A 19,070-nucleotide genomic window follows, 5' to 3' on the forward strand; every position below is an offset into this window, starting at 1 on the left:
TAAGGACGGGCAGGGGATATTCCTGCCCACCCTCAATGAAACAAGGAAGAGGCGGGCCTCTTCCTTGTGATTCAGGGTAACGCCATCCCGTTTGATGCACGCATCGAACGGGATAAAAGGGTTACTCCTTCTCTTCGATGACCACCCCTGACCGGTTCAGCAGGAACTGGGTCAGCAGGGGCACCGGACGCCCGGTGGAGCCTTTCTCCTTGCCACTCTTCCAGGCGGTCCCGGCGATATCCAGGTGGGCCCAGTTGTACTTCTTGGTGAAGCGTGACAGGAAGGCGGCGGCGGTGATGGTACCGGCCGGGCGGCCGCCGATGTTGGCCATGTCGGCAAACGGACTCTCCAGCTGTTCCTGATACTCGTCGAACAGCGGCAGGCGCCAGGCGCGATCACCCGCCTGCTCGGAGGCGTTGAGCAGCTCGTGGGCCAGCGGGTTGTGGTTGGCCAAGAGACCCGTGGTGTGGTGACCCAGGGCGATGATGCAGGCACCGGTCAGGGTGGCCACGTCGATCACGGTTTCCGGATCAAAGCGATCCACATAGGTCAGCGCATCGCACAGCACCAGGCGACCTTCCGCATCGGTGTTCAACACTTCGATGGTCTGGCCGGACATGGAGGTGAGGATGTCGCCCGGGCGATAGGCGTTGCCACCCGGCATGTTCTCGCAGCCCGCCAGCACGCCGATGACGTTGATGGGCAGCTGCAGCTGGGCCAGGGCGTGCATGGTACCGAGCACGGAGGCGGCGCCACCCATGTCGTACTTCATCTCGTCCATGCCCTCGGCCGGCTTGATGGAGATGCCGCCGGAGTCGAAGGTCAGTCCCTTGCCGACCAGCACGATGGGCTTGGCATCCGGATGACCCTTGTACTCGATGATGGCCATCATGGCTTCGTTGTCGGAGCCGCGGGCCACCGCCAGATAGGAGTTCATGCCGAGCTCGGCCATCTCCTGCTCGCCGATCACCTTGGTGGTGATGTTGTCGAAGGCATCGGCCAGACGACGGGCCTGGGAGGCGAGATAGGCCGGATTGCAGACATTGGGCGGCATGTTGGCCACGTCGCGACAGACGCGCACCCCTTTCGCCACGGCCAGGCCGTGGGCGATGGCTTTTTCACCAATGGTCAATTCCCGACGCGTCGGCACGTTGAATACCAGCTTGCGCAGCGGACGGCGCGGCTCGGCCTTGTTGGTCTTGAACTGATCGAAACTGTAGAGGCCCGCCTTGGTGGTTTCTACCGCCTGGCGCACCTTCCAATAGGTATCCCGTCCCTTGACGTGCAGCTCGGTCAGGAAGCAGACCGCTTCCATGGAGCCGGTTTCGTTGAGGGTGGTGATGGTCTTGTTGATGATCTGCTTGTACTGGCGTTCGTCGAGTTCCCGCTCCTTGCCGCAACCGACCAGCAGCACGCGCTCGCTGAGCACGCCCGGTACTTGATGCAGCAACAGCATCTGGCCTGGTTTCCCTTCCAGGTCGCCACGGCGCAGCAGCGAACTGATGTAGCCATCGCTGATCTTGTCCAGTTGTTCGGCAACCGGAGAGAGGCGACGCGGCTCGAATACGCCGACCACGACGCAGGCACTGCGTTGCTTCTCAGGACTGCCACTCTTTACACTGAACTCCATGGAATCTCCTACATCCTAAAGACAAAAGGCACCTTTTATTGAATAATGCGGTGCTTGTTGGGGTATCAGAGGCGGAGCGAACAGGCACTGGCTCCGCAGTTCAAACTGGTAAAAATCCAATATACGGCCCTATTTTTCAGGCATTCGACTAAAAACACAAGTTTACTTGGGAATGACTGTGATCGTTTTCCGATATTTGTTCAGGGAAACCCTGAAAACCCAGCTGGCGGTATTATTCGTGCTGCTGCTCATCTTCGTCAGCCAGCAATTCATCCAGATCATCGGCGATGCCGCCGATGGTGAGGTGCCGACGCGCCTGGTCTCTACCCTGCTGCTGCTCAACCTGCCCAACATGGCCCTGTTGATGCTGCCCATCAGCCTGTTTTTGGCCATCTTGTTCGCTCACGGGCGCCTCTACGCCGAAAGCGAGATGACGGTGATGCATGCGGTGGGCTTCAGCCACCGTTTCGTGATGCGCAGCGCCATGGTGCTGGCCTTGCTGACGGCGGCCGTCGCCGCCTTCAACACCGGCTGGGTGGCCCCGCAGGCCAAGGAGCGCGAGTACCAGGTGATTGACGAGTTCAAGGCCGATCCGGGTATCTCCTTCCTGCAGGCAGGCCGTTTCATGGAGCTCGACAAGGGGCGCCTGGTGGCTTACATCCAGGACCTCAACGACAAGGGCTCCAAACTGCAGAAAATCTTTGTGTTGCAGCGCTCCCAGGATGGCAAGCCGCCGTCGGTGGTGGTGGCGACCGAAGGGGTGGTCACGGTCGACAGCAACGGTCTGCAGTGGCTGACCCTGAAGGATGGCTCCCGCTACGAGGGGCACTTCAATACCCGCCAGTTCCAGATCTCCGAATTCGACGAGTACAGCCTGGTGATCCGCCAGCAGGAGATGGAGCGCTCCAACCGCAAGGCGGCGGCCAAGCCGACCATGGAGCTGCTGGGTACCCAGGACAACCAGCTGATGGCCGAACTGCAGTGGCGCCTGTCGCTGCCGCTCTCCATTCTGGTGCTGACCTTCCTGGTGGTGCCGCTGGCGCGGGTCAACCCCCGTCAGGGCCGCTATGCCAAGCTGTTGCCGGCCATCCTGCTCTACCTCTCCTACTTCCTGCTGCTCAGTGCCGCCCGTTCTGCCATCGACAGCGGCCGGCTGCCGCACTGGCCCGGCATGTTCCTGGTGCCGCTGGTCTATCTGCTGCTGATCGGGTTGCCGCTCAACCTGCAGGGCACCAGCTGGTGGAACGGGGTCAAGACCCTCTATTTCAAGAGAAAATCGGCATGATGTTGCCATCTGGGAGTCTCTACTGATGTTTGGCATTCTCGATAGACATGGCGACCGGATCATTTTGATGTCGCCCCCGCTCCATACGTCTGTATTTGAGGAAAAAATCAGCATGATGCTGCAACAGGGGGGTCTCTGCTGATGTTTGGTATTCTCGATAGGTATATCGGCCGGGTTATTTTCATGTCGGTTCTGCTGTGCGAACTGACCCTGGTCGGGTTGGCGGCGCTCATCAAGTACGTGGAGCAGCTGAAGTCGGTAGGGGAAGGCAACTACGACATGCTCAGCGCCCTCTACTATGTGCTGCTCTCCATGCCGAAAGAGGCGGTGCTCTTCTTCCCGCTGGCGGCCCTGCTGGGCGGTCTCATCGGTCTGGGCCAGCTGGCGACCAGCTCCGAGCTGGTGGTGATGCAGGCGGCGGGCCGCTCCAAGATCAGTATCGTGATGGCGGCGCTCAAGACCGCCATCCCGCTGATGATCCTGGTGGGGCTGATGGGAGAGTACGTGGCACCCATCGCCAAGCGGATGGCGGACGACATCAAGGCGGGTGCCCTGTCTGAGGGTCGGCTGACCGTGTCGGCTTACGGGGTGTGGGCCCGCGATGGCAACAACTTCGTCAATATCAACGGGGTGCGCAACGATGGCGCGCTGACCGGCATCACCCTTTACCGTTTCACCCCAGAGCGCAAGCTGATCGATATCCTGCAGGCGCAGGAGGGGGTGTTCGAGCAGCATCACTGGCTGCTCAAGCAGGTACAGGTGACCCGCTTCGATGACCCCAGGCAGATCATGAGCGAGACCCAGCCCCAGATGGAGTGGAGCTCAGAGCTCACACCCAAACAGTTGGGGGTGGTGAGCATCGATCCTGAAAACCTGCCGGTGGCGGGACTGCTGGATTACATCGGCTATCTGGATGCCAACAAGCAGGATGCCGGGCGCTACAAGCTGGAGATGTGGCGCAAGCTGCTGTCACCGCTCTCGGTGGTGGCCATGATCCTGCTGGCCTCCTCCTTCATCTTCGGCCCGCTGCGCTCGGTCAGCATGGGGGCGCGGATGCTGATGGGGATCATGACCGGCTTCGCCGTCTACGTCAGCGATCGGGTGTTTGGCCCCATCAGCCTGGTGTATGCGGTACCGCCGATCCTGGCAGCCATCGCACCGAGCCTGCTGTTTGGCGGTATCTCCTTCTATATTCTGAGCCGCAAGCAGTAGCGGCCTGAAGGGCTGCTGACAAAAAGCGGCCATCGCTCCTGCTGCACTGCTGTTTGGTGGCATCTACGTCTATATCCTGAGTCGCAAGCAATAAGCGTGTCGGCCAGCAAAAAGGGCACCCTCAGGGTGCCCTTTTTCGTTGCTGCCACAGGATCAGCGATTGAGCTGTTCCAGGTTTTCCTGTTTGCCAAGCACCACCACTTCGCATTCGGACCAGATGTCCTGAAACGCGCGGGGTGACTTGTGGTTGAACAGGCAGAGCAGGTTGCCGAGGCCGAAGGCCGCCGTGGCCAGCCGGATCAGGGCCTGGGTGATGCGAATGTTGCTGCCGTCGGTATTCTGGATGCGCAGACGCCAGGCCCGCATGCCGATGGTCTGGCCGGCGCGGGTCCAGAACCAGGTGTAGAAACCGCAGATGATGAAGGCGAGCCAGGCGCTGTAGATGGGGCTGGTCAGCAGCCAGGCGGCGTCCTTGCCTTCGGGCACGGTCGCCATGCCGGTTGCCAGCAGCAAGTGTGCCACCCCCATCCCGATAAAGCCGGCGATGATCAGCAAGGAGATGACCACCAGATAGTCATAGAGCAGGGCGCCGAGCCGGCGCAGCAGGCCGGCGGAAGGGTAGCGCGCAGTCGCGGGAGGGGTCGGTGTCGGTTGGACGGATTTACGCTTGGCCATCGTTTTTATTCCATTAATATGATGCGGGCATTCTATGTAACTGACCCAGCCTCGGCAAGGCGTTGAATAAATGAGCAAACAACTGTGAGAGCAAGAAAAACACCTTGCATGCCCAAGCGCCATTCGTATAATCCCTCGCAGTTGCCCGGGTGGCGAAATCGGTAGACGCAGCGGATTCAAAATCCGCCGATGAATAATCGTGTCGGTTCGAGTCCGACCCCGGGCACCATTTAGAATTCAATGACTTAAGGCCACCCAAGCGGGTGGCCTTAAGTTTTTCTGGACCCTCAACATGGTGATGTGTCCACATCGTGTCCACCTAGGTTTAGGTGATCGGGTTGTTGTCGTGTCCACTTCCACTAGGTCAGGACCAAGCGTGACCGGACACACTTCACAGAAAACCTATTTTCCGTGGGGCAGGCCAGCCAGCGCACCCAAGCTGCCGCGCCCTTTCAAAATTTCAGTTATCAAATCGGCCCTCATTGCACCTAACTGGCTGAAACAAAACGCCTTCTAGCCGTTCCCTCGCGGCAAACCGGATCCTTCCCAATCATTCAAATCCTCGCGGAAAGTACTACCACCCCAATATATTCAACGAGTTACGTTTTCACCTTCGTTACCCAGAGCCCCGCCGAACTGTAAAACCCTGCAATTTCTTTCGATCCTTTCAGATCCTCAATGGGCCGCAGATCCTTTATCTGGCGCGGTCTGGGCCTATGGTTTTGCGGTAATCCACTTTTGCAAAAATTTTTATTGATGAGGCGCGCAGGCGGGAGCGGAAGAGCGCGGTTTCCGTGACGCAGACGCGGCGGTGGGCGTCGCTGCCTTGTGCTCGGAGGCTGTGTGCGTGCTCAGGCTTCACGTATGATGCAGCCCTGCCCGATGGTGCCTCTTCATGCGGCGCTATTCCCTGGCCATGCTCAGGCGCTGTCAGGCAGATAGAAGAAGGCCCCACGGTGTGGGGCCTTCTTCGCTTGGTAGGTTACTCAATGATGGGGGAGAGGGTGCTTGCCAGTTGGCCGGCCTGCTCGCTCTGGCCGATGAATGTATCGGCATTGGTTGGCGGTGGGCCACCGTGGTTATGGCTGGCGGCGGTGGCGGCCAGTTGCTCCACCACGTTCATCAGCTGGTTGAGCAGACGGAAGATGTTCACCCCATCGCTACCCATCCACGACTTGGGCGACGCGAAGTGCTGCAGCTCGCCGGCCAGCGCTCGGCGAACCAGGGCGATATCTTCATCCAGGTTGCCGCCCGCTGTCTGGCTCATGTTACCGGCGCTGCCCAGGATCATGTCTTCGGCGGTCAGCAGTTCGATATCCCCGAGCGCCTCGATGCACTTCATGCCCCCGATCTCTTCCACGCTACTGGCCAAGACGCTCATCCGGTGCTGACCGAACTCGCCCAGGTACTCGTCCGCCTCGCGGATCATCTGCATGGCTTTGTCGTGCTGGCGGCGGTCAGTATGGCGTGACTGGTTGCCCACGGTATCGGTACGGCTGAACACCTCGGCTCGTTGCTGCTGCAGCTGCTCGCCCGGAGCGATATCCGGCAGAGGCCAGCCAGTGCCCAGGATGGTGCGGATGAACGGCCGATCGGCACGACCAAAGGCAAACCCCAGCTCGACCATGGTCCCCTCGATGGGGAACTGCATCAGCCCCTGCTCAGGCCCGCCAAACATGACAGGCAGCGGCACAGCCCGATAGAGCGGTGTCCCTTCATCTGGCTCGCCATTCTCACCATACAGCTGGACATCTACCGCATAGCGAGGACGGAACGGGTCATTGAGCTGACCGGCGGCGGCCTGGTCGCTGATGGCCTCGACCCTGCCGAACTTGGGCAGGTGCATCTTGTCGGCCAGCTCTGGGAACTCCCCCTCCATCTTGCGCCGCTCTGGCGACTTCACCGGTTTACCTGGTGTGGCTGTGGTCAGGGTCATTTCGTCACCCTTGAGCCGTACCCGCTCCACCCGCTTGCCGTTGACGATGGCCCCCGGGCGCATGGCCGGGATCGGGGACAGGGTAATGGTGTTGCCCGCTTGGCGGGCCGAGAAGGCAGGATCCAGCTCCACCGCCTTATCTGCCCAGCGGCTATGGGCATGACTGCCCACGAAGATGGCGCCATCTGGTTGTTGATGCCAGATGAAGTCAGGTACAGAGAAGGCGCGGCCCGCATTATCGAGCAGCTGATAGCCTGTGCCGGCGCTGGTGAAGTTGGGGATCTGGGTGTCTGTGTAGTCTGCCCCGTCTGGCAGCAAGAAGGTGAGTTGGGTCTGGTCGGTCAGCCAGGCCAGCAGGCTGCGCAGGGTGGCATGCTGGATACTGACAGGGAACTTGCTGCCCAGGATCCCGGCCAGCTCACGGCATAGCAGCTTGCTGGCACCGTTGGCGGCGGGTTGGACGTCATAGACATAACCGGTGAACCAGCGGCGCAGTTCACCGTTGTAGCCGGTATCCAGGGTCAGGGTCTGCCCCTTGGTTGCCGTCCCTTCGATGGTCAGGGAGGCGCGGCCACCGGCAGAGAGGTCGAGCACGATATCATGGTCAACCAGATGGGCTGGCTTGCCCCCCAAAGTCAGATTGGTCGATAGTTTCACGCCATTACGTCTCCCAGCTTGTCATCCAGCCCCTTCATCACTTTCTCCCAGGAACTGAGCTGCTCCTGCTCAGACGCTGCCGCGCTGCTGTCTGTTTTCGCCGGCGTGGCATTGGCGGTGCCTTGCCCCACGGTGGCAGCCGCCTTGGGGAGGCGCTGCTCGCGCTTCTCCGGTACCGAGTTATGTTCGCGCAGGGTGAACTGCACCTGCCACGCCAGCAGGCCTTCTTGCTCGCTGGCGGTGATGCGGCCGGCAAACTTGGCCTGGCGCACCTTCACCGACTTGGCGAGCAGCGAGCCGACCCGGTAGATATGGCGCTTGCCGCCGTCACCTTTGGCATCAGCCAACTCAAACAGGCGGCTCAGGGTCTTCTCATCTTTGAACGGTACCAGCCCTGACACATCCAGCTCCTTGGCCTTCTCCCCCTGCTCCGAGCTGCTGGTGCTGCTGGTCTGGCCGCTGTTGTCTTTGTCCTGAAACTGCATCGATGCCGAGATCCGCATCGACTTCATCACAATGGGCTCACCGTCCAGGGTGAGCATGGCTGTCCGGCTCATTGGGTTAACTCCTGCCAGAAGGTGAGGGGGGAGGTGGAGAGCAGCAGGGCGCCAACGGTCATGCTGTGACTGTGGTCAGGGTGCTCACTGTCGAGCAGCTGTGCGGCGAGGCTGGCCGGCTCGCCATAGCCGTGCCAGCTCCACAGCATTCCGGTAAGGCTGGGCTTGTGGGCAAGTGCCTCATCCAGCTCGGCAACCCTGGCTGCGCGCTTGGCGGCCAGCAGGGCCAGCTTGGCGCGGGTGGCCACAGGGGCTGGCGAGTTCCCCTCGCTCTCCTGTAAGGCATCGTTGGCAGCCGTCAGCATCAAGCGGCGGCGCAGCGGCTCCCAGATCAGCGGTTCGTCGGCTTTCCAGCGCGGCACCATGGCCGCAGTTGGCTGGGCCATGGTGTCGTTGTTGGCACTCAGGCGGCGCAGTGCGGCGCACCACTCCGGCAGCGGCAGTATGGCGCATACCGACGCCAGCTTTGTGGCCAGTTCCTGCTCACTGGTACCGGTAACCAGCCAGGCCACCGCATGGAACGGGCCTGCAGGAAGGTGTGGATCGGCCCCATCCTGCAGCTTGGCGGCCATGGCTTTGATGGCATTGGGGGCGGCAAGGCTAGACCTGCCGCTAGATTTTATCGAAAAAGGTGAGACTACAATTAAATTTCCCATACCAACCATCTCTGCATATGTTATTGATTTATAGGCCTGCAATGGTCAGTCTTTTTTCTATTTCATTTATCTTGGCCTCATTACGGCTGTCTCTACGCCGAGCAGCAGCAAGGGCAAGCCACAGACACTGATCTGGTCTTATCCCCCACCTGTCGCCGGCTTCTTGAACAAGGACTGTGCCGGTATAGAGTGCTCTGGTCGTCCCGAACTCCCCTTCTAAGTCTTCGAATATGTCTTCGTATTGGTCTTCCCACTTGTCATAGCAAAGCAACCCGTACTCAAATCCATTGATGCCGTGTTTGGCAAACGCCTTATGTATTTGTTGTGCAAATGGGCCAAAGTGCCACCGAGCTTCATCTCCTTTATCCTTTATTGATGACAGCCACTGGAAAAGCACGATGTCAATCTCATCCGCTGCATCCAGCATTTTATCTGTGATTTCTTTTGGCGGTGTTTTTTCACGTTCGTCAGATGTGTTAATGGCTCCAGCGACACCATAGAACTCCTTAACTCTGTATGAACCTGTACCACATGTAACATCGTTGTCCTTATATGGGCCAAATGCAGTGTTTGTGAATCGGTACTTGTCCTCACCGCCAAGCCGTAAATAAACCCCGCCAGCTTGTTGCCTAAGAACAACAGCAGAAGGGTTTGCTGCATCACCAAGCACTAACCCACAAGAGCTCCCTGCAGGAGCTCCTATCCCGACATAATTAGCACCAGCCGAATTAGCAGCACCATCAAAAACAAAGTTAACCCCGCCAACAATGCTCCAGTCGCATGCATCAACAGAGCCAGTCGCTGAAAAATGAAACCGCTTATAAGGTGCTGTTATGTTGTCATACCCGAACATATAGCGACCATTACCCAAGTTAGGGTAATACTGAATGTTCCTAGTGTCCCTATTGTCTATTTCGACACCTTCAACCCCAGCAGCTGACCCTACAAGGCCATGAAGCGCTCTAGAACGAGCAATCGTAGGCTCAGTGATAAATGTTGGGTTGTTCGTGTTTATCGTCCCAAACGAGCGACTCTCCCAACCAATGCGAACACCAGAGAAGGTGTTGTTATAGTTTGTGCTGTGACTCTGGTAGTCAGACACAATCCCATAAGGCGTATCAATAAAATCAATAAAGTCAGAGTGTGCATATGATGAGCCGCTTACTCTAACACCCACTGAAGCATCTCGAGCTTTTACCCTTTTTTGATCCCACCCAATATAGGCTGTTGAGTTCCCATAAACTCTGATCGCATTGGCACCCGCTTGATAATCGCCACCCTCAATAACAACCCGGCAGCGAATGTTTGCATTCACACCATTTTGCTCACAGTCTCGAGTCCAAACATTGACGAGCTTTCCTGTCGTTCCTGCATCCATGACTAATCCTGATGCCAATCCGGAACCATTTCTTGCACCACGTAGCAGTATGTGTGACAGGATGAATCGCATCCCATTGCCGATCCAAAGAACTGACCCTTTGCTTTGTCCAGAGACATCTATTACTGCCACTGGTTCATTTTCAACCGTAGGCCCAAAAATATTGATGGGGTTTTCAGATGTTATCCCTGTGATCTTGGCGTCAGAGGCAACCACTCCAGCTGAAACTGAAATGTTCCATTGCCCCCGTAAAACACCTCCAACATTCTCTAATGCTGAAAATGCCGCTGACATGGTTTTCATTGGCCTATCAGCCGTAAAACCATCACCAGTCAGACTACCCGACCCAGAAACGTATAATGTATTTACCCCCCAAGCGAGAGAGTCAACTCGATAAACACTATCCCCTCTTTTTATTCCTCCTGGACCGCGATGCTTTACAGAATGGAACTTATCTATATTTCCTTGAACTTCATATACTGCTGGCCAATAAACATCGTTGCCTGTGGCGATAGCATCGTCTATTGCTGAAATGATGGCGGCATCATTATTGATGGATGTTTTTGACGCTCCTCCAGCATATTTTTCAGCATTCACATAAACTGGAAGCCCTCCAACAAGGCCAGCCCCAGACTCAGACTGTAATTTTTTGATGAAATCAAAAATGTAATTAAAGTCATACTCAGTGCTTACTTGTACCCGGTCATCAGCAACGGCACCCGATTGGGGGATGCTCCCAAGCTTGGCCACGAAGTGCTGATAGCCATTGCTGTCCACATGGTCGGCCAGATCCGCCACGCTGGTGATGATGGTGAAGTGGTTTTGATGCTCAGAGAGCAGCGAGCCTGAGCGGTGAACGTCTACCCAGACACCGATCGGCTTAGTGCCCGGGTAAATGATCTCCGGCTGTTTCAACTCGATGCGTAGGCCGCCGACGATGGCCACACCCTGTGTGACCTGATAGCCACTGTCCTGTTGTACGACCTTGAAACCATCGCCGATGAAGGTGTGATGACCATAGAGTTGGCAAGTCAGTTTTCGCAGGTCTTCATCCTGCCCGCGTAGGCGGGCGGCATAGTCAATCTGCCAAGTGCCGGCATCCACATGGGTGAGGGTGGCCTCGGCGGCCTGGTCGTAACCCATCAGCATCGACTTGACCAGGGAGTTACCGGTCTGGCCAGTGGTCTGGTCGGTCTTGAGCTTGGTCTCGCGGCCCTTGTAGACAATCATCCCGATCACGCCGTTTTGCTTGTTGCGCAGGTACATGGCATTGAATGAGAAGTCGCCGACCGTGGTATCCATCACGATGGTGTAGGCCACGGCGTTGTTGTTGATGCGGCCGCGCTGGTCCACGTTCTGGCGATGCACGATCTGGCTTTCCGGCGGCAGGCCGGAGTCCGGGTCGATGGGGGAGGTGATATCCAGATTCGGGATATCTGCCAGGATAAACTCATCCAGTACGACCGGTTGCTCTGCGGCCAGGCTGGACTGCCAATAGTGTTCGAATGCGTTGGTAATGACCTGGCTCATCAGGACTCCTTGCGGGGCAGGCTTGCCCCGTAAACGTGTTGAATGAAATGGATTTGACCGGCGCGCAAGTACCCCTTGCAGGCGGGTTTATTGAGGGTTGCGGCAAATACCTGTTGACCCATGTCAATGCGGCCAGCATGCAGGTAGCCCACGGCGGGATAGAGCACCTGGAAGCGGTAACGGCGGCAGGTGCGGCCGTAGTGCTGGATCAGGGTTTCCATCAGTTGCTGATTGGAGGCCAAGGCGCTGTCGGCCACCTCGATGGTGATGACGTCCCAGGGGGTAGCGTCTTGGCGTTCATGAAGCTCACACCAGCCGATGCCCAGACGCTCAAAGATGCGCTTGAAACCGGCCACTTCGCCGGAGTCCTGGGCGTTGATGAAGGCGTACTTCACCCGCTTGCGGAACAGGTCAAGCGGTTCTCCCTTGAAGCGGGTGATATCCCGCTCCCAGGCGATCAGCGCCAGCATTGCCTCCGAGCAGGTCATTGGGTCTTGCTGGGTCAGCGGTTGCAGCAGCCAGCCGCGCAGGCGGCGCCAGAAGGCCATGATGCCTTTGGCCAGGAATGCAGGCTCTTGCACTCCCTCGGCGATGGTCTTGCCGTCTTCCCACCAGGGAGCCGTGCTGTCTGGCAGCTGCGGGGCCTTGTCCTGGTGGTTGAGCTCGGTGGTCTTAGTCATGGAGGAACACCTCCAGCGCACTCAGGCGCGGGATGGCGAGGCCAGAGACGATATCCAGCTCGGTGAAGTGAAGGCTCTTTATCTCGGTGAATGCCTGATGGAGCTCGCGGCCAAGCTGGCTCAGTGAAAAGCGAGACTGCGGCCACGCCCGGGTCACTGACGGATAGTCAGCTGACTGGCGAAAGGCCGCCTTCACCATCAGCTCCACTTCACGTTTGAGTGTCAGCCGCTGTTCGGCTGTCATGTTCTCGGCTGGCCACAGCTCCAGGTGCAGCGAGTGCTCGGTTTCCGGCATGGCCATCACCTGCAGGTCATCGCCGTGGCCGTGGTTGCCCTGGTTGTTCACGTAGTCATTGAGCTTTTCGATCAAGCTGGCGGGGGTCGTCCCCACTTCCAGCAGGATGAAGGCATTGGCGGTACCCGGGCCCCGCGGTGCGTCGTGCTCGAAGAAGATGTGGTCGGCGCGGATCCCCGCCACGCTGGCCAGCATGGAGCGATAGATGGCGTCGATGTGATAGCGACCCACCGCCGAGAACTGGTTCTGGATGCGCAGGCCAAGGGCGTCATTGCTCTCGGCATCGGCGCCCTGGGTGGTGATCCAATCCCGGTCAGCGTTGCGAGCTGACAGGATGCCGGTCACCGGTTTGCTCAGCAGGTTGTAATAGCCCGGGGCCAGATTCCAGGCACCACCGGCGAACTCGGCCTCGCAGACTACCTTGGCCACGGCTTCACCGGCGGGGCTCACCACCTCTTGCAGCGGTTTCAGGCGGTAGAGGGTGCCGTTGATGCGCTCGGTGGTGATCCAGACATCGGCCGGGATGGTGACGGCCTCGCTCTGGTTGACCTTGATGAAGTTGACCAGGCCCCGGGTCTTCTGGGCAGCCTTGCGGGTGAGATCCACATCCCACGCCTTGAGGTCGAGATAGGCATCATTGGCGGTGGCTGCAAAGCTGGCCGGCAGCACATGGCCCGCCAGCAGGGTGCGGATCAGCCACAGCGCCGGAGTGATGACCACGGCGCGCACCAGCCGCCAGAACGGGCTCACATCGCTGTCGTTGGTGATGAGCGAACCGGCGGCCTCCACCTCCTTCTTGAGCTCGGCCTCCATGGCCTCTTCGGTTGTCGGTACCCCGCTTTTTGCCAGCAGGGCCATAAAATCCACGGTTGGGCGCAGGTTCACAGGGTTACCTCCAGATCGCCAAATTCATAAGTGCGGGCGGTGACCAGGATGCGGTCGGGGGCCTCTTCGCTGATCACGATGGTGCCGGGGATCAGCCTGATGTCGTTCTCGACCAGCAGCTCGATTTCGGTCATCACATCGGCGCGCAGGGTTGGGCTGCGCTCGCCGATCAGCTTGCTGGCCAGCCCTGACTCCATGATCCGGTGCTTGATGTCCTGACCGATGCTGTGGCGGTCTTGGGTGTAACGGGGTTGGCCACCGGCATCCAGCTGCCACGCCCCGTCTACCACCCAGATATCGATGTACTTGGCATCACTCATCACGGGGTCTCCAGCCATGCGTTCTCGGCCATCTGCTCAGGTGTCATCGGATTCTGGCTGGTCATATGAACCTCACCGATGTGCAGCACCTTTGCCGGTTTCTGGTTGGCGGTGGTGGCAGCTGCGTTGGCCTGGATCAGCTGCTGGCCAAGCCCACCTGACGGGATGCTGCTGCCCCCTTCGCGATAGCGAGCGAGCGGGGCGTTAATGTTGGCAGGGTTCGGCAGGTTCAGATCAGGCATTGACCCTGCTTCGATGTTGACGCCCGGGATCATGTTCAGCTTGTCGATCAGCCAGTCGATGGACTTGCCGAGCAACTGGAACACGCCCCAGTCAGAGAACGTCTTTTTCAGGTCGTCCCAGTAGTAGATGACCGCCGCCACCGCACCGATCAGCAGCACGATGCCAGCCACGATCAGGCCGATGGGGTTGGCGTACATGGCGATGTTGACCGCCAGCAGGATGGCGCGAAAGGCAACCAGCCCCGCTTTGAGCAGGTTGAGCGGCGCCATGATGATGCTCCAGGCGATGCCCAGCCCCAAGGTGGCCAGCTTGGCCAGGCCGGCAACCAGCATCCACGCCCCGGTGACCATGCTTAGGCCAACGATGGTCAACATGGCATAGCTCACCACCTTGGTCAGGTTCGGGAAGATGTGAGTCCAGCGCAGCACATCGTTGGCGCCATCAGCAAAGACGCCCACCACGGCATTGATAGCCGGCAACACCACCCCGAAGGCGGCTGCCCGGATGGCGAACCAGGCTTGCGTCACCCGTTCCCACTGGTCAGTCATGGCGGCGGCCATCTGCTCGGCCTTGCCCATGCCGTGGGTGTTGGCCAAGGCGTTGATGTTGGTGGCCAGCCCCTTGGTGTTGGTCATCAACAGTTTGATCATGGCCACCGCCTCGTCCGAGCCGAAGGCCTTCTTGAGCTCGTCCCCCTCGGCCACGCTCATGGTCTCGCCATATTTGGCCTTGAGCTTGTCCATGATGGTGAGGACCGGCAGCATGTTGCCCGCAGCGTCGGTGAACTTGAGGCCGAGCGCCTTCTGAGCACCACCTACCCCGGCCAGAAAGGCCTTGAACTTAGTCCCCGCCTCGCCGCCGCTCATGGTGGCCTGCAGCTGGCCGAGCACGGCGAACTGCTCATCCATCGAGATTCCGGCGGCGGTGGCGTTGGCCCCTATTGCCCCAAAGGCATCGGCCATGCCCTGACCGGTGGTCTTGAACAGTTGCACCGCCAGCGCCGTCTTGCCGGCCACATCCTCGACCCAGTTGGCCTTGCCCATCTGCTTGGCCTGCTGCTCGAAGATGCCGTACATGGTGCCCATGTAGTTGGTGATGGTGGCGGTGTCTGCCTTGGTGGCTTTGGCCAAGGTGGTGGATGCGCGGGTGAAGGCTGGCAGTTCGTTGCCCTCCAGCCCGGCGATCGCGGATTGGATATCGTAGGAGGAACGCACGATCTCGGTGGCCGACTCACCATACTGGATGGAGAGTTTGAGGGCCTCGCGCCCCAGTGCGCCGAGCACCTCCTTTTGCACATCCAGCGATGCCACCTCGGCCAAGGCCCGGTCCATTTCGATGGCCGGGCCCAGGGCGCCCTGGATCGCCATCACGCCGCCGGCCACAGTAGTGGCCCCCATGGCCATGTTGCTCCAGCCCTGACGGCCAGCCTTGGTGACCTTGTTCATCTGGGCATTGATGCCGGCAAGTGGCTTGGTGACCTGGTCAACCAATGCCACCTGCATCATCAATTTTTCCATCCAAGCCATAGGGGTCTCTTATCCGTTCAGTGCTTTGGCGATGCCCTCGGCCACTGTGGCGGCGTTGGACTCTTGCTGGTGTTTGTCTATCCACAAGGCGCGGGCCAGGCTGTCTAGGTCGTCATCCTCATGGGGCAGGTAGTAGCGCCGCAGCGCCAGCACCTGCTCCAGTTGGTTGCGCTCGATGGCCTCGGCTCGCGCCGTCAGTTTTTTACGGTGATCTCCAGCTCTGGCGCGAACTCCTTGTTGATGGCGCCAGCCAGCTGCAGGGCGGCACTGGGGCGCTTGAGCAGCTCATCGAGCGCCTCTTTGCTCTCGGCGCAGACGATCTTCTTCACGTAGTTGTGGGCCGGTGCCACCTTGTCGTTGGGCATCATGTCGTTGATGAAGCTGTTGTAGGCCACCATGGTGGGGGCGAATTTCAGCTCTTTGCCGGCGACGTCCAGGGTGATGATCGGTGTGCTCATGGGGTGGTTTCCTCTTGTTCAATCCAATGGTTCAGGGTGTTGATCTGGGTTTGGCAGCGGCGCAGTGCCGTCTGCAGGGTGGGGATGAACCGCACGGCCTCGCCGTAGGTGGTCCCCGTAAAGTCAGGCTCCGGGCAGTGTGGCACCAGCCCCGGCGGTGGCAGGCGCTTGACCACCTTGGTTTGCACCACCGTGGTGGGCTGGCTGGAGCAGGCGCAAAGCGCCAGCAGGCAGAGGCTCGCGAGCACAGTCCGGGCGGCCCGCTGGCGGTGTGGCCAACGCTTGTTGCAGTTCATCGGCGGTCTTCCTGTTCTGGTTGTCGTGCTCGGCCAAGGCCGCGTTCTGGTCGCTCAGCATCAGGCGCAAGCCCTTTGCCTGCATCAGCAGTTCCTGGAAGGCGATCGATTGTTGGTTGTTGGTCGCCTGCAGGGTGTTGATGGTTTCGTTGGCGCTGGCCAGCTCCTTGGTGCGCGATGTGAGCCGTTCACCTTGGGTAAACAAAATGGTGCCAAGCACAAAGCCGATGATGGTCGGCAGGAACCGGATGAGCGTGCTCATGCCAGCACCCCGCCGAACTCGGTGAATTTGGCCAGCAGGTCAGCCAGCTTGTGTTCGCGCTGGCCATAACCGGCGCCCGGCAGGCTGGCCCAGATGTTGGCGCACTTGGCCACCGCTTGGGGGATACGGCCCTTGAGCACATCATCCAGCGCCTTGCGCTCGCGAATAAGCTGGATAGCCCAGGCATCTTGCGACTCGGGGCCAAAGTCCGGCAGGCCGAGCTGATCGCGGTAGTGGGCCCAGTGCTTTGACAGGTGCTGATAGCGGCCCGCAGCGGTGCTTTTCAGGGTTGGATTTACCTGCACCAGCACGTTCGGATGGGTGCGGTAGTCGGTGAAGAACCCCGCCGGATTAACCAGCTTGTTGTAACCGTCATCGCCCCGGCCCTTTGTGCCTTCTGAAAAGGCGATCATGTCGAGAAAGGCGGCCACCTGCGGGTGGCAGTTACTGCGCGGCATTGCTGTCTCCCTTCTTGTTGAACACCAACTTGGCCCGCTCGCGGATGATGTCTACCCCGAGCAGTCCCACCACACCGCCGATAAACGGGGCCGCCTCATAGGGGACGCCGAGCAGGGTGGTACCGGATGCGGCGGCCAAGGTGATCAGGCCGCACATGGTTGATTCGATCAGGCGGCGGCGCCCGCTGCCGCCGTCATAGGTGATGCGCATAAATGAAATGCTCAACGCCAGCAGAGCCCCGGAAACGGCGGGCCAGTTATCCATCAACCAGGCCAGCAGGGCGGCCCAGAGGGTGGGGTCTTTGTTTGGCATAGGGTTCATATCCCGTTCTCGTTATTGCCCGCGCCGTTCTGCGCGGCTCTTGCAGCTGACACACAGGCGCACACCCGGCACATGCAGGCGGCGCGCTTCCGGGATCGGATCGCCGTACTCCTCGCAGTGGTGCAGGCTCTCGCCCTGGTGGTGGCTGCGGCCTAGCTGGTTATCCAGCTGGGCCGCCAGCATCCGCTCGGCGTGTTGGGTGGCACGGTCGATCAGATCCATCCGTTAGCCCTTCATGTGGCGGGTGTCGTCTTCTGAGAGGTACGGCACGCCATTGATGTGAACGAAGTCGGGGGAGGTGACGAAACCCTTGATCTTGTGCACCCCCTTGCTGCCCCCCTTGGGGTCAACATCCAGCAGGTCAGAGATCTGCAGCTTCACGCCGAAGGCCTCTACCTTCATGGTTTCGTCACCGGTGTCGGCGTAGAACAGCACATCGTCAGGCTTCATCCCGCGCCAGCTACCGGCCCGCTTGGCCGCATCGCACAGCATGGTGAAGTTCTTGGCATCGAGCTCGAACTCCAGCTCTGCGGCCACATCCCCATCGACATAGCCGTCAGGAATGCCACGTGTCTGGGCCACTGCGCTGTTGTCGGTGATGGAGAGGCTGGCTTTCTCGACGTGCACCATGGCGCCCATCAGTTCGGTATCGAAGCTCTGGCCTGAAATACGTCTGGTCATGGGTTAGCCCTCCCCGTTGTTGAGGCTCAAATCGAGCATGATGTTGACGGTGATCCCCTTGGGGCAGTCCACGGTGCGCACCACCACGTAGATGGAGACCAAGTTCTTGGCCGTCCACTTGATGGTGATATCGCCATCCTTGGGTGAGGCGATATCGCCCGGGAACAGCTGGCCGTTGATGGTGACGGCCTTGGCCATTTCGCGCAGGTCTTTGCCGAAGTACATGATGGCGGCGGCGGTGCTTCCCGGAGTGGAGTTGAAGGAGCGATCGGCGACGCGGGCAATGGCGCGCAGGCGCATCCGGCGGGCAACTTTGTAGACTACCCGCAGGTTTTCGATCACCTGGTAGTCGCCGCCTTCGCCGTCCAGAGTGCGGCCATCAGCCCAATAGATGCCGTCATAGTCCAGGTACCACATCGGTACCGAATAGCGGTTCTGTTCGAGGGTTTGCAGGGTGGCCAGCGGCAGCTCGGTACCGTCTTTATCCTTCGGCTTGTTGCCAAGGCCCACCATGGCGCCGGTTTTCACCCGGGCGGGGCTGTCGGCGATGCTCACCGCACGGTTGCAGAGGCGACCGGCATAGGCCCCGGCGAGGTTGGGCCACAGCTGCGGCAGCAGGGTGACGGATTCCGCCTTGATGCCATCTTGAAGCGCGACCAGTTTGGCCTCGTATTCGCTCCAGTCCTGGCCGCCTTCGAGGGTAGTGACGATGCCCGCCACGACCAGCAGCATGAACTGCCAGCGCCCCATTTTGGCGATCAGCTCCTGGTTGAGGGCGTGGGCGGCGTTGATTTTCGCCTCGTCCCACTCCTGACCCAGTACCACACAGCCCTCAAAGGATTGGGTTTTCTGGGCCTCACGGACGGCATCTTTCCAGTCCATGTCGGTGGGCAGCACAAAAGCGGCGGCCGTCCAGTTCTGGCCCGCGTTGGCCATCGCGGCTTGCAGGTTGGTTTTCAGCTCGCTGTCGGCCTCGCCCAGCAGCTTGTCGAAGTCGCTCTGGGTGTTGAGCGAAAGCAGCTTGCCGGTGTTGGTCGGCGCGGTGCCGATGAACAGCAGGTGGCGCTCGACTTCCGTCACGGGCCCCTGCATCTGGTTCTTGTTGTTGATCTGTACATAAGGCCACAT

Annotated in this window: 21 protein-coding genes and 1 tRNA gene; 3 read left to right on the plus strand and 19 right to left on the minus strand. The window is 59.6% G+C overall.

Going from position 1 to position 19,070, the window contains the following annotated elements; genetic code table 11:
- Positions 1-121 precede the first annotated feature (121 nt).
- Positions 122-1,630, minus strand: a complete 1,509-nt coding sequence (gene pepA / locus PG881_RS02280) for a leucyl aminopeptidase (RefSeq protein WP_011707422.1) — start codon at positions 1,628-1,630, stop codon at positions 122-124.
- Positions 1,631-1,802: 172 nt separating this feature from the next.
- On the opposite strand from pepA, the gene lptF reads away from it, so the two are divergent.
- Both lptF and lptG read left to right on the plus strand, forming a co-directional pair.
- Positions 1,803-2,915 carry an LPS export ABC transporter permease LptF gene (gene lptF, locus PG881_RS02285; protein ID WP_005305138.1) on the plus strand — a complete coding sequence of 371 codons (1,113 nt, stop codon included), beginning with the start codon at positions 1,803-1,805 and terminating at the stop codon, positions 2,913-2,915.
- 141 nt (positions 2,916-3,056) lie between these two features.
- Positions 3,057-4,127, plus strand: a complete 1,071-nt coding sequence (lptG, locus tag PG881_RS02290) for an LPS export ABC transporter permease LptG (protein ID WP_011707420.1) — start codon at positions 3,057-3,059, stop codon at positions 4,125-4,127.
- A gap of 153 nt (positions 4,128-4,280) precedes the next feature.
- Here the strand turns inward: lptG and PG881_RS02295 are convergent, their stop codons facing one another.
- The gene (locus PG881_RS02295; protein WP_164927748.1) at positions 4,281-4,802 is read right to left on the minus strand and encodes an RDD family protein; all 522 of its coding nucleotides are present in this window, start codon (positions 4,800-4,802) and stop codon (positions 4,281-4,283) included.
- 143 nt (positions 4,803-4,945) lie between these two features.
- On the opposite strand from PG881_RS02295, the gene PG881_RS02300 reads away from it, so the two are divergent.
- Positions 4,946-5,031: transfer RNA gene (locus tag PG881_RS02300), tRNA-Leu, on the plus strand.
- Positions 5,032-5,784: 753 nt separating this feature from the next.
- Here PG881_RS02300 and PG881_RS02305 read toward each other — a convergent pair.
- From PG881_RS02305 to PG881_RS02385, 17 genes are all read right to left on the minus strand, one after another.
- Positions 5,785-7,395, minus strand: coding sequence for a hypothetical protein (locus PG881_RS02305; protein ID WP_270797895.1), 1,611 nt, complete (start codon positions 7,393-7,395; stop codon positions 5,785-5,787).
- The gene (locus PG881_RS02310) at positions 7,392-7,952 is read right to left on the minus strand and encodes a baseplate complex protein (RefSeq protein WP_270797896.1); all 561 of its coding nucleotides are present in this window, start codon (positions 7,950-7,952) and stop codon (positions 7,392-7,394) included. The genes PG881_RS02305 and PG881_RS02310 overlap by 4 nt, the downstream gene beginning before the upstream one ends.
- Positions 7,949-8,524 carry a hypothetical protein gene (locus PG881_RS02315; RefSeq protein WP_270797897.1) on the minus strand — a complete coding sequence of 192 codons (576 nt, stop codon included), beginning with the start codon at positions 8,522-8,524 and terminating at the stop codon, positions 7,949-7,951. The genes PG881_RS02310 and PG881_RS02315 overlap by 4 nt, the downstream gene beginning before the upstream one ends.
- Positions 8,525-8,636: 112 nt before the next feature.
- Positions 8,637-11,516, minus strand: coding sequence for a phage tail-collar fiber domain-containing protein (locus tag PG881_RS02320; protein ID WP_270797898.1), 2,880 nt, complete (start codon positions 11,514-11,516; stop codon positions 8,637-8,639).
- On the minus strand, positions 11,516-12,196 hold the full coding sequence (locus PG881_RS02325) for a phage tail protein (RefSeq protein ID WP_270797899.1): 681 nt from the start codon (positions 12,194-12,196) through the stop codon (positions 11,516-11,518). The genes PG881_RS02320 and PG881_RS02325 overlap by 1 nt, the downstream gene beginning before the upstream one ends.
- Entirely contained in the window at positions 12,189-13,376 is a 1,188-nt protein-coding gene (locus PG881_RS02330) for a baseplate J/gp47 family protein (RefSeq protein ID WP_270797900.1), read from the minus strand. The genes PG881_RS02325 and PG881_RS02330 overlap by 8 nt, the downstream gene beginning before the upstream one ends.
- Positions 13,373-13,696, minus strand: a complete 324-nt coding sequence (locus PG881_RS02335; RefSeq protein WP_241871730.1) for a DUF2590 family protein — start codon at positions 13,694-13,696, stop codon at positions 13,373-13,375. Before PG881_RS02335 ends, PG881_RS02330 begins: the two co-directional genes overlap by 4 nt.
- Complete coding sequence (locus PG881_RS02340; RefSeq protein WP_270797901.1) at positions 13,696-15,465, minus strand: phage tail tape measure protein; 1,770 nt, start codon at positions 15,463-15,465, stop codon at positions 13,696-13,698. Before PG881_RS02340 ends, PG881_RS02335 begins: the two co-directional genes overlap by 1 nt.
- Positions 15,466-15,474: 9 nt before the next feature.
- The gene (locus PG881_RS02345; RefSeq protein ID WP_019838951.1) at positions 15,475-15,618 is read right to left on the minus strand and encodes a DUF6890 family protein; all 144 of its coding nucleotides are present in this window, start codon (positions 15,616-15,618) and stop codon (positions 15,475-15,477) included.
- A gap of 41 nt (positions 15,619-15,659) precedes the next feature.
- The gene (locus PG881_RS02350; protein ID WP_019838950.1) at positions 15,660-15,923 is read right to left on the minus strand and encodes a putative phage tail assembly chaperone; all 264 of its coding nucleotides are present in this window, start codon (positions 15,921-15,923) and stop codon (positions 15,660-15,662) included.
- Complete coding sequence (gene lysC / locus PG881_RS02355; protein WP_232254303.1) at positions 15,920-16,114, minus strand: Rz1-like lysis system protein LysC; 195 nt, start codon at positions 16,112-16,114, stop codon at positions 15,920-15,922. Before lysC ends, PG881_RS02350 begins: the two co-directional genes overlap by 4 nt.
- Positions 16,047-16,481 (minus strand): hypothetical protein, encoded by a 435-nt coding sequence (locus PG881_RS02360; protein ID WP_270797902.1) that lies wholly within the window; start codon positions 16,479-16,481, stop codon positions 16,047-16,049. Before PG881_RS02360 ends, lysC begins: the two co-directional genes overlap by 68 nt.
- A complete protein-coding gene (locus tag PG881_RS02365; RefSeq protein ID WP_019838948.1) occupies positions 16,478-16,939 on the minus strand; it encodes a glycoside hydrolase family 24 protein in 462 nt (153 codons plus the stop codon). The genes PG881_RS02360 and PG881_RS02365 overlap by 4 nt, the downstream gene beginning before the upstream one ends.
- On the minus strand, positions 16,926-17,252 hold the full coding sequence (locus PG881_RS02370) for a phage holin, lambda family (protein ID WP_019838947.1): 327 nt from the start codon (positions 17,250-17,252) through the stop codon (positions 16,926-16,928). Before PG881_RS02370 ends, PG881_RS02365 begins: the two co-directional genes overlap by 14 nt.
- Positions 17,253-17,273: 21 nt before the next feature.
- On the minus strand, positions 17,274-17,483 hold the full coding sequence (locus PG881_RS02375) for a TraR/DksA family transcriptional regulator (RefSeq protein ID WP_270797903.1): 210 nt from the start codon (positions 17,481-17,483) through the stop codon (positions 17,274-17,276).
- A 3-nt stretch (positions 17,484-17,486) separates the two neighbouring features.
- A complete protein-coding gene (locus PG881_RS02380; protein WP_270797904.1) occupies positions 17,487-17,942 on the minus strand; it encodes a phage protein in 456 nt (151 codons plus the stop codon).
- Between the two features lie 3 nt (positions 17,943-17,945).
- On the minus strand, positions 17,946-19,070 hold the full coding sequence (locus tag PG881_RS02385) for a DUF2586 domain-containing protein (protein WP_270797905.1): 1,125 nt from the start codon (positions 19,068-19,070) through the stop codon (positions 17,946-17,948).

Origin of the sequence: Aeromonas sp. QDB54 (assembly GCF_027707385.1) — a bacterium.
In the GTDB taxonomy this organism is placed as follows: domain Bacteria; phylum Pseudomonadota; class Gammaproteobacteria; order Enterobacterales; family Aeromonadaceae; genus Aeromonas; species Aeromonas hydrophila.

Excerpts from the sequence above, each read along its gene's own strand:
- pepA (WP_011707422.1), bottom strand. The coding sequence starts at position 1,630 with ATGGAGTTCAGTGTAAAGAGTGGCAGTCCTGAGAAGCAACGCAGTGCC.
- lptF (WP_005305138.1), top strand. The coding sequence starts at position 1,803 with ATGACTGTGATCGTTTTCCGATATTTGTTCAGGGAAACCCTGAAAACC.
- lptG (WP_011707420.1), top strand. The coding sequence starts at position 3,057 with ATGTTTGGTATTCTCGATAGGTATATCGGCCGGGTTATTTTCATGTCG.
- PG881_RS02295 (WP_164927748.1), bottom strand. The coding sequence starts at position 4,802 with ATGGCCAAGCGTAAATCCGTCCAACCGACACCGACCCCTCCCGCGACT.
- PG881_RS02310 (WP_270797896.1), bottom strand. The coding sequence starts at position 7,952 with ATGAGCCGGACAGCCATGCTCACCCTGGACGGTGAGCCCATTGTGATG.
- PG881_RS02315 (WP_270797897.1), bottom strand. The coding sequence starts at position 8,524 with ATGGCCGCCAAGCTGCAGGATGGGGCCGATCCACACCTTCCTGCAGGC.
- PG881_RS02320 (WP_270797898.1), bottom strand. The coding sequence starts at position 11,516 with ATGAGCCAGGTCATTACCAACGCATTCGAACACTATTGGCAGTCCAGC.
- PG881_RS02325 (WP_270797899.1), bottom strand. The coding sequence starts at position 12,196 with ATGACTAAGACCACCGAGCTCAACCACCAGGACAAGGCCCCGCAGCTG.
- PG881_RS02335 (WP_241871730.1), bottom strand. The coding sequence starts at position 13,696 with ATGAGTGATGCCAAGTACATCGATATCTGGGTGGTAGACGGGGCGTGG.
- PG881_RS02340 (WP_270797901.1), bottom strand. The coding sequence starts at position 15,465 with ATGGCTTGGATGGAAAAATTGATGATGCAGGTGGCATTGGTTGACCAG.
- PG881_RS02350 (WP_019838950.1), bottom strand. The coding sequence starts at position 15,923 with ATGAGCACACCGATCATCACCCTGGACGTCGCCGGCAAAGAGCTGAAA.
- PG881_RS02360 (WP_270797902.1), bottom strand. The coding sequence starts at position 16,481 with ATGAGCACGCTCATCCGGTTCCTGCCGACCATCATCGGCTTTGTGCTT.
- PG881_RS02365 (WP_019838948.1), bottom strand. The coding sequence starts at position 16,939 with ATGCCGCGCAGTAACTGCCACCCGCAGGTGGCCGCCTTTCTCGACATG.
- PG881_RS02370 (WP_019838947.1), bottom strand. The coding sequence starts at position 17,252 with ATGCCAAACAAAGACCCCACCCTCTGGGCCGCCCTGCTGGCCTGGTTG.
- PG881_RS02375 (WP_270797903.1), bottom strand. The coding sequence starts at position 17,483 with ATGGATCTGATCGACCGTGCCACCCAACACGCCGAGCGGATGCTGGCG.
- PG881_RS02380 (WP_270797904.1), bottom strand. The coding sequence starts at position 17,942 with ATGACCAGACGTATTTCAGGCCAGAGCTTCGATACCGAACTGATGGGC.
- PG881_RS02385 (WP_270797905.1), bottom strand. The coding sequence starts at position 19,070 with ATGTGGCCTTATGTACAGATCAACAACAAGAACCAGATGCAGGGGCCC.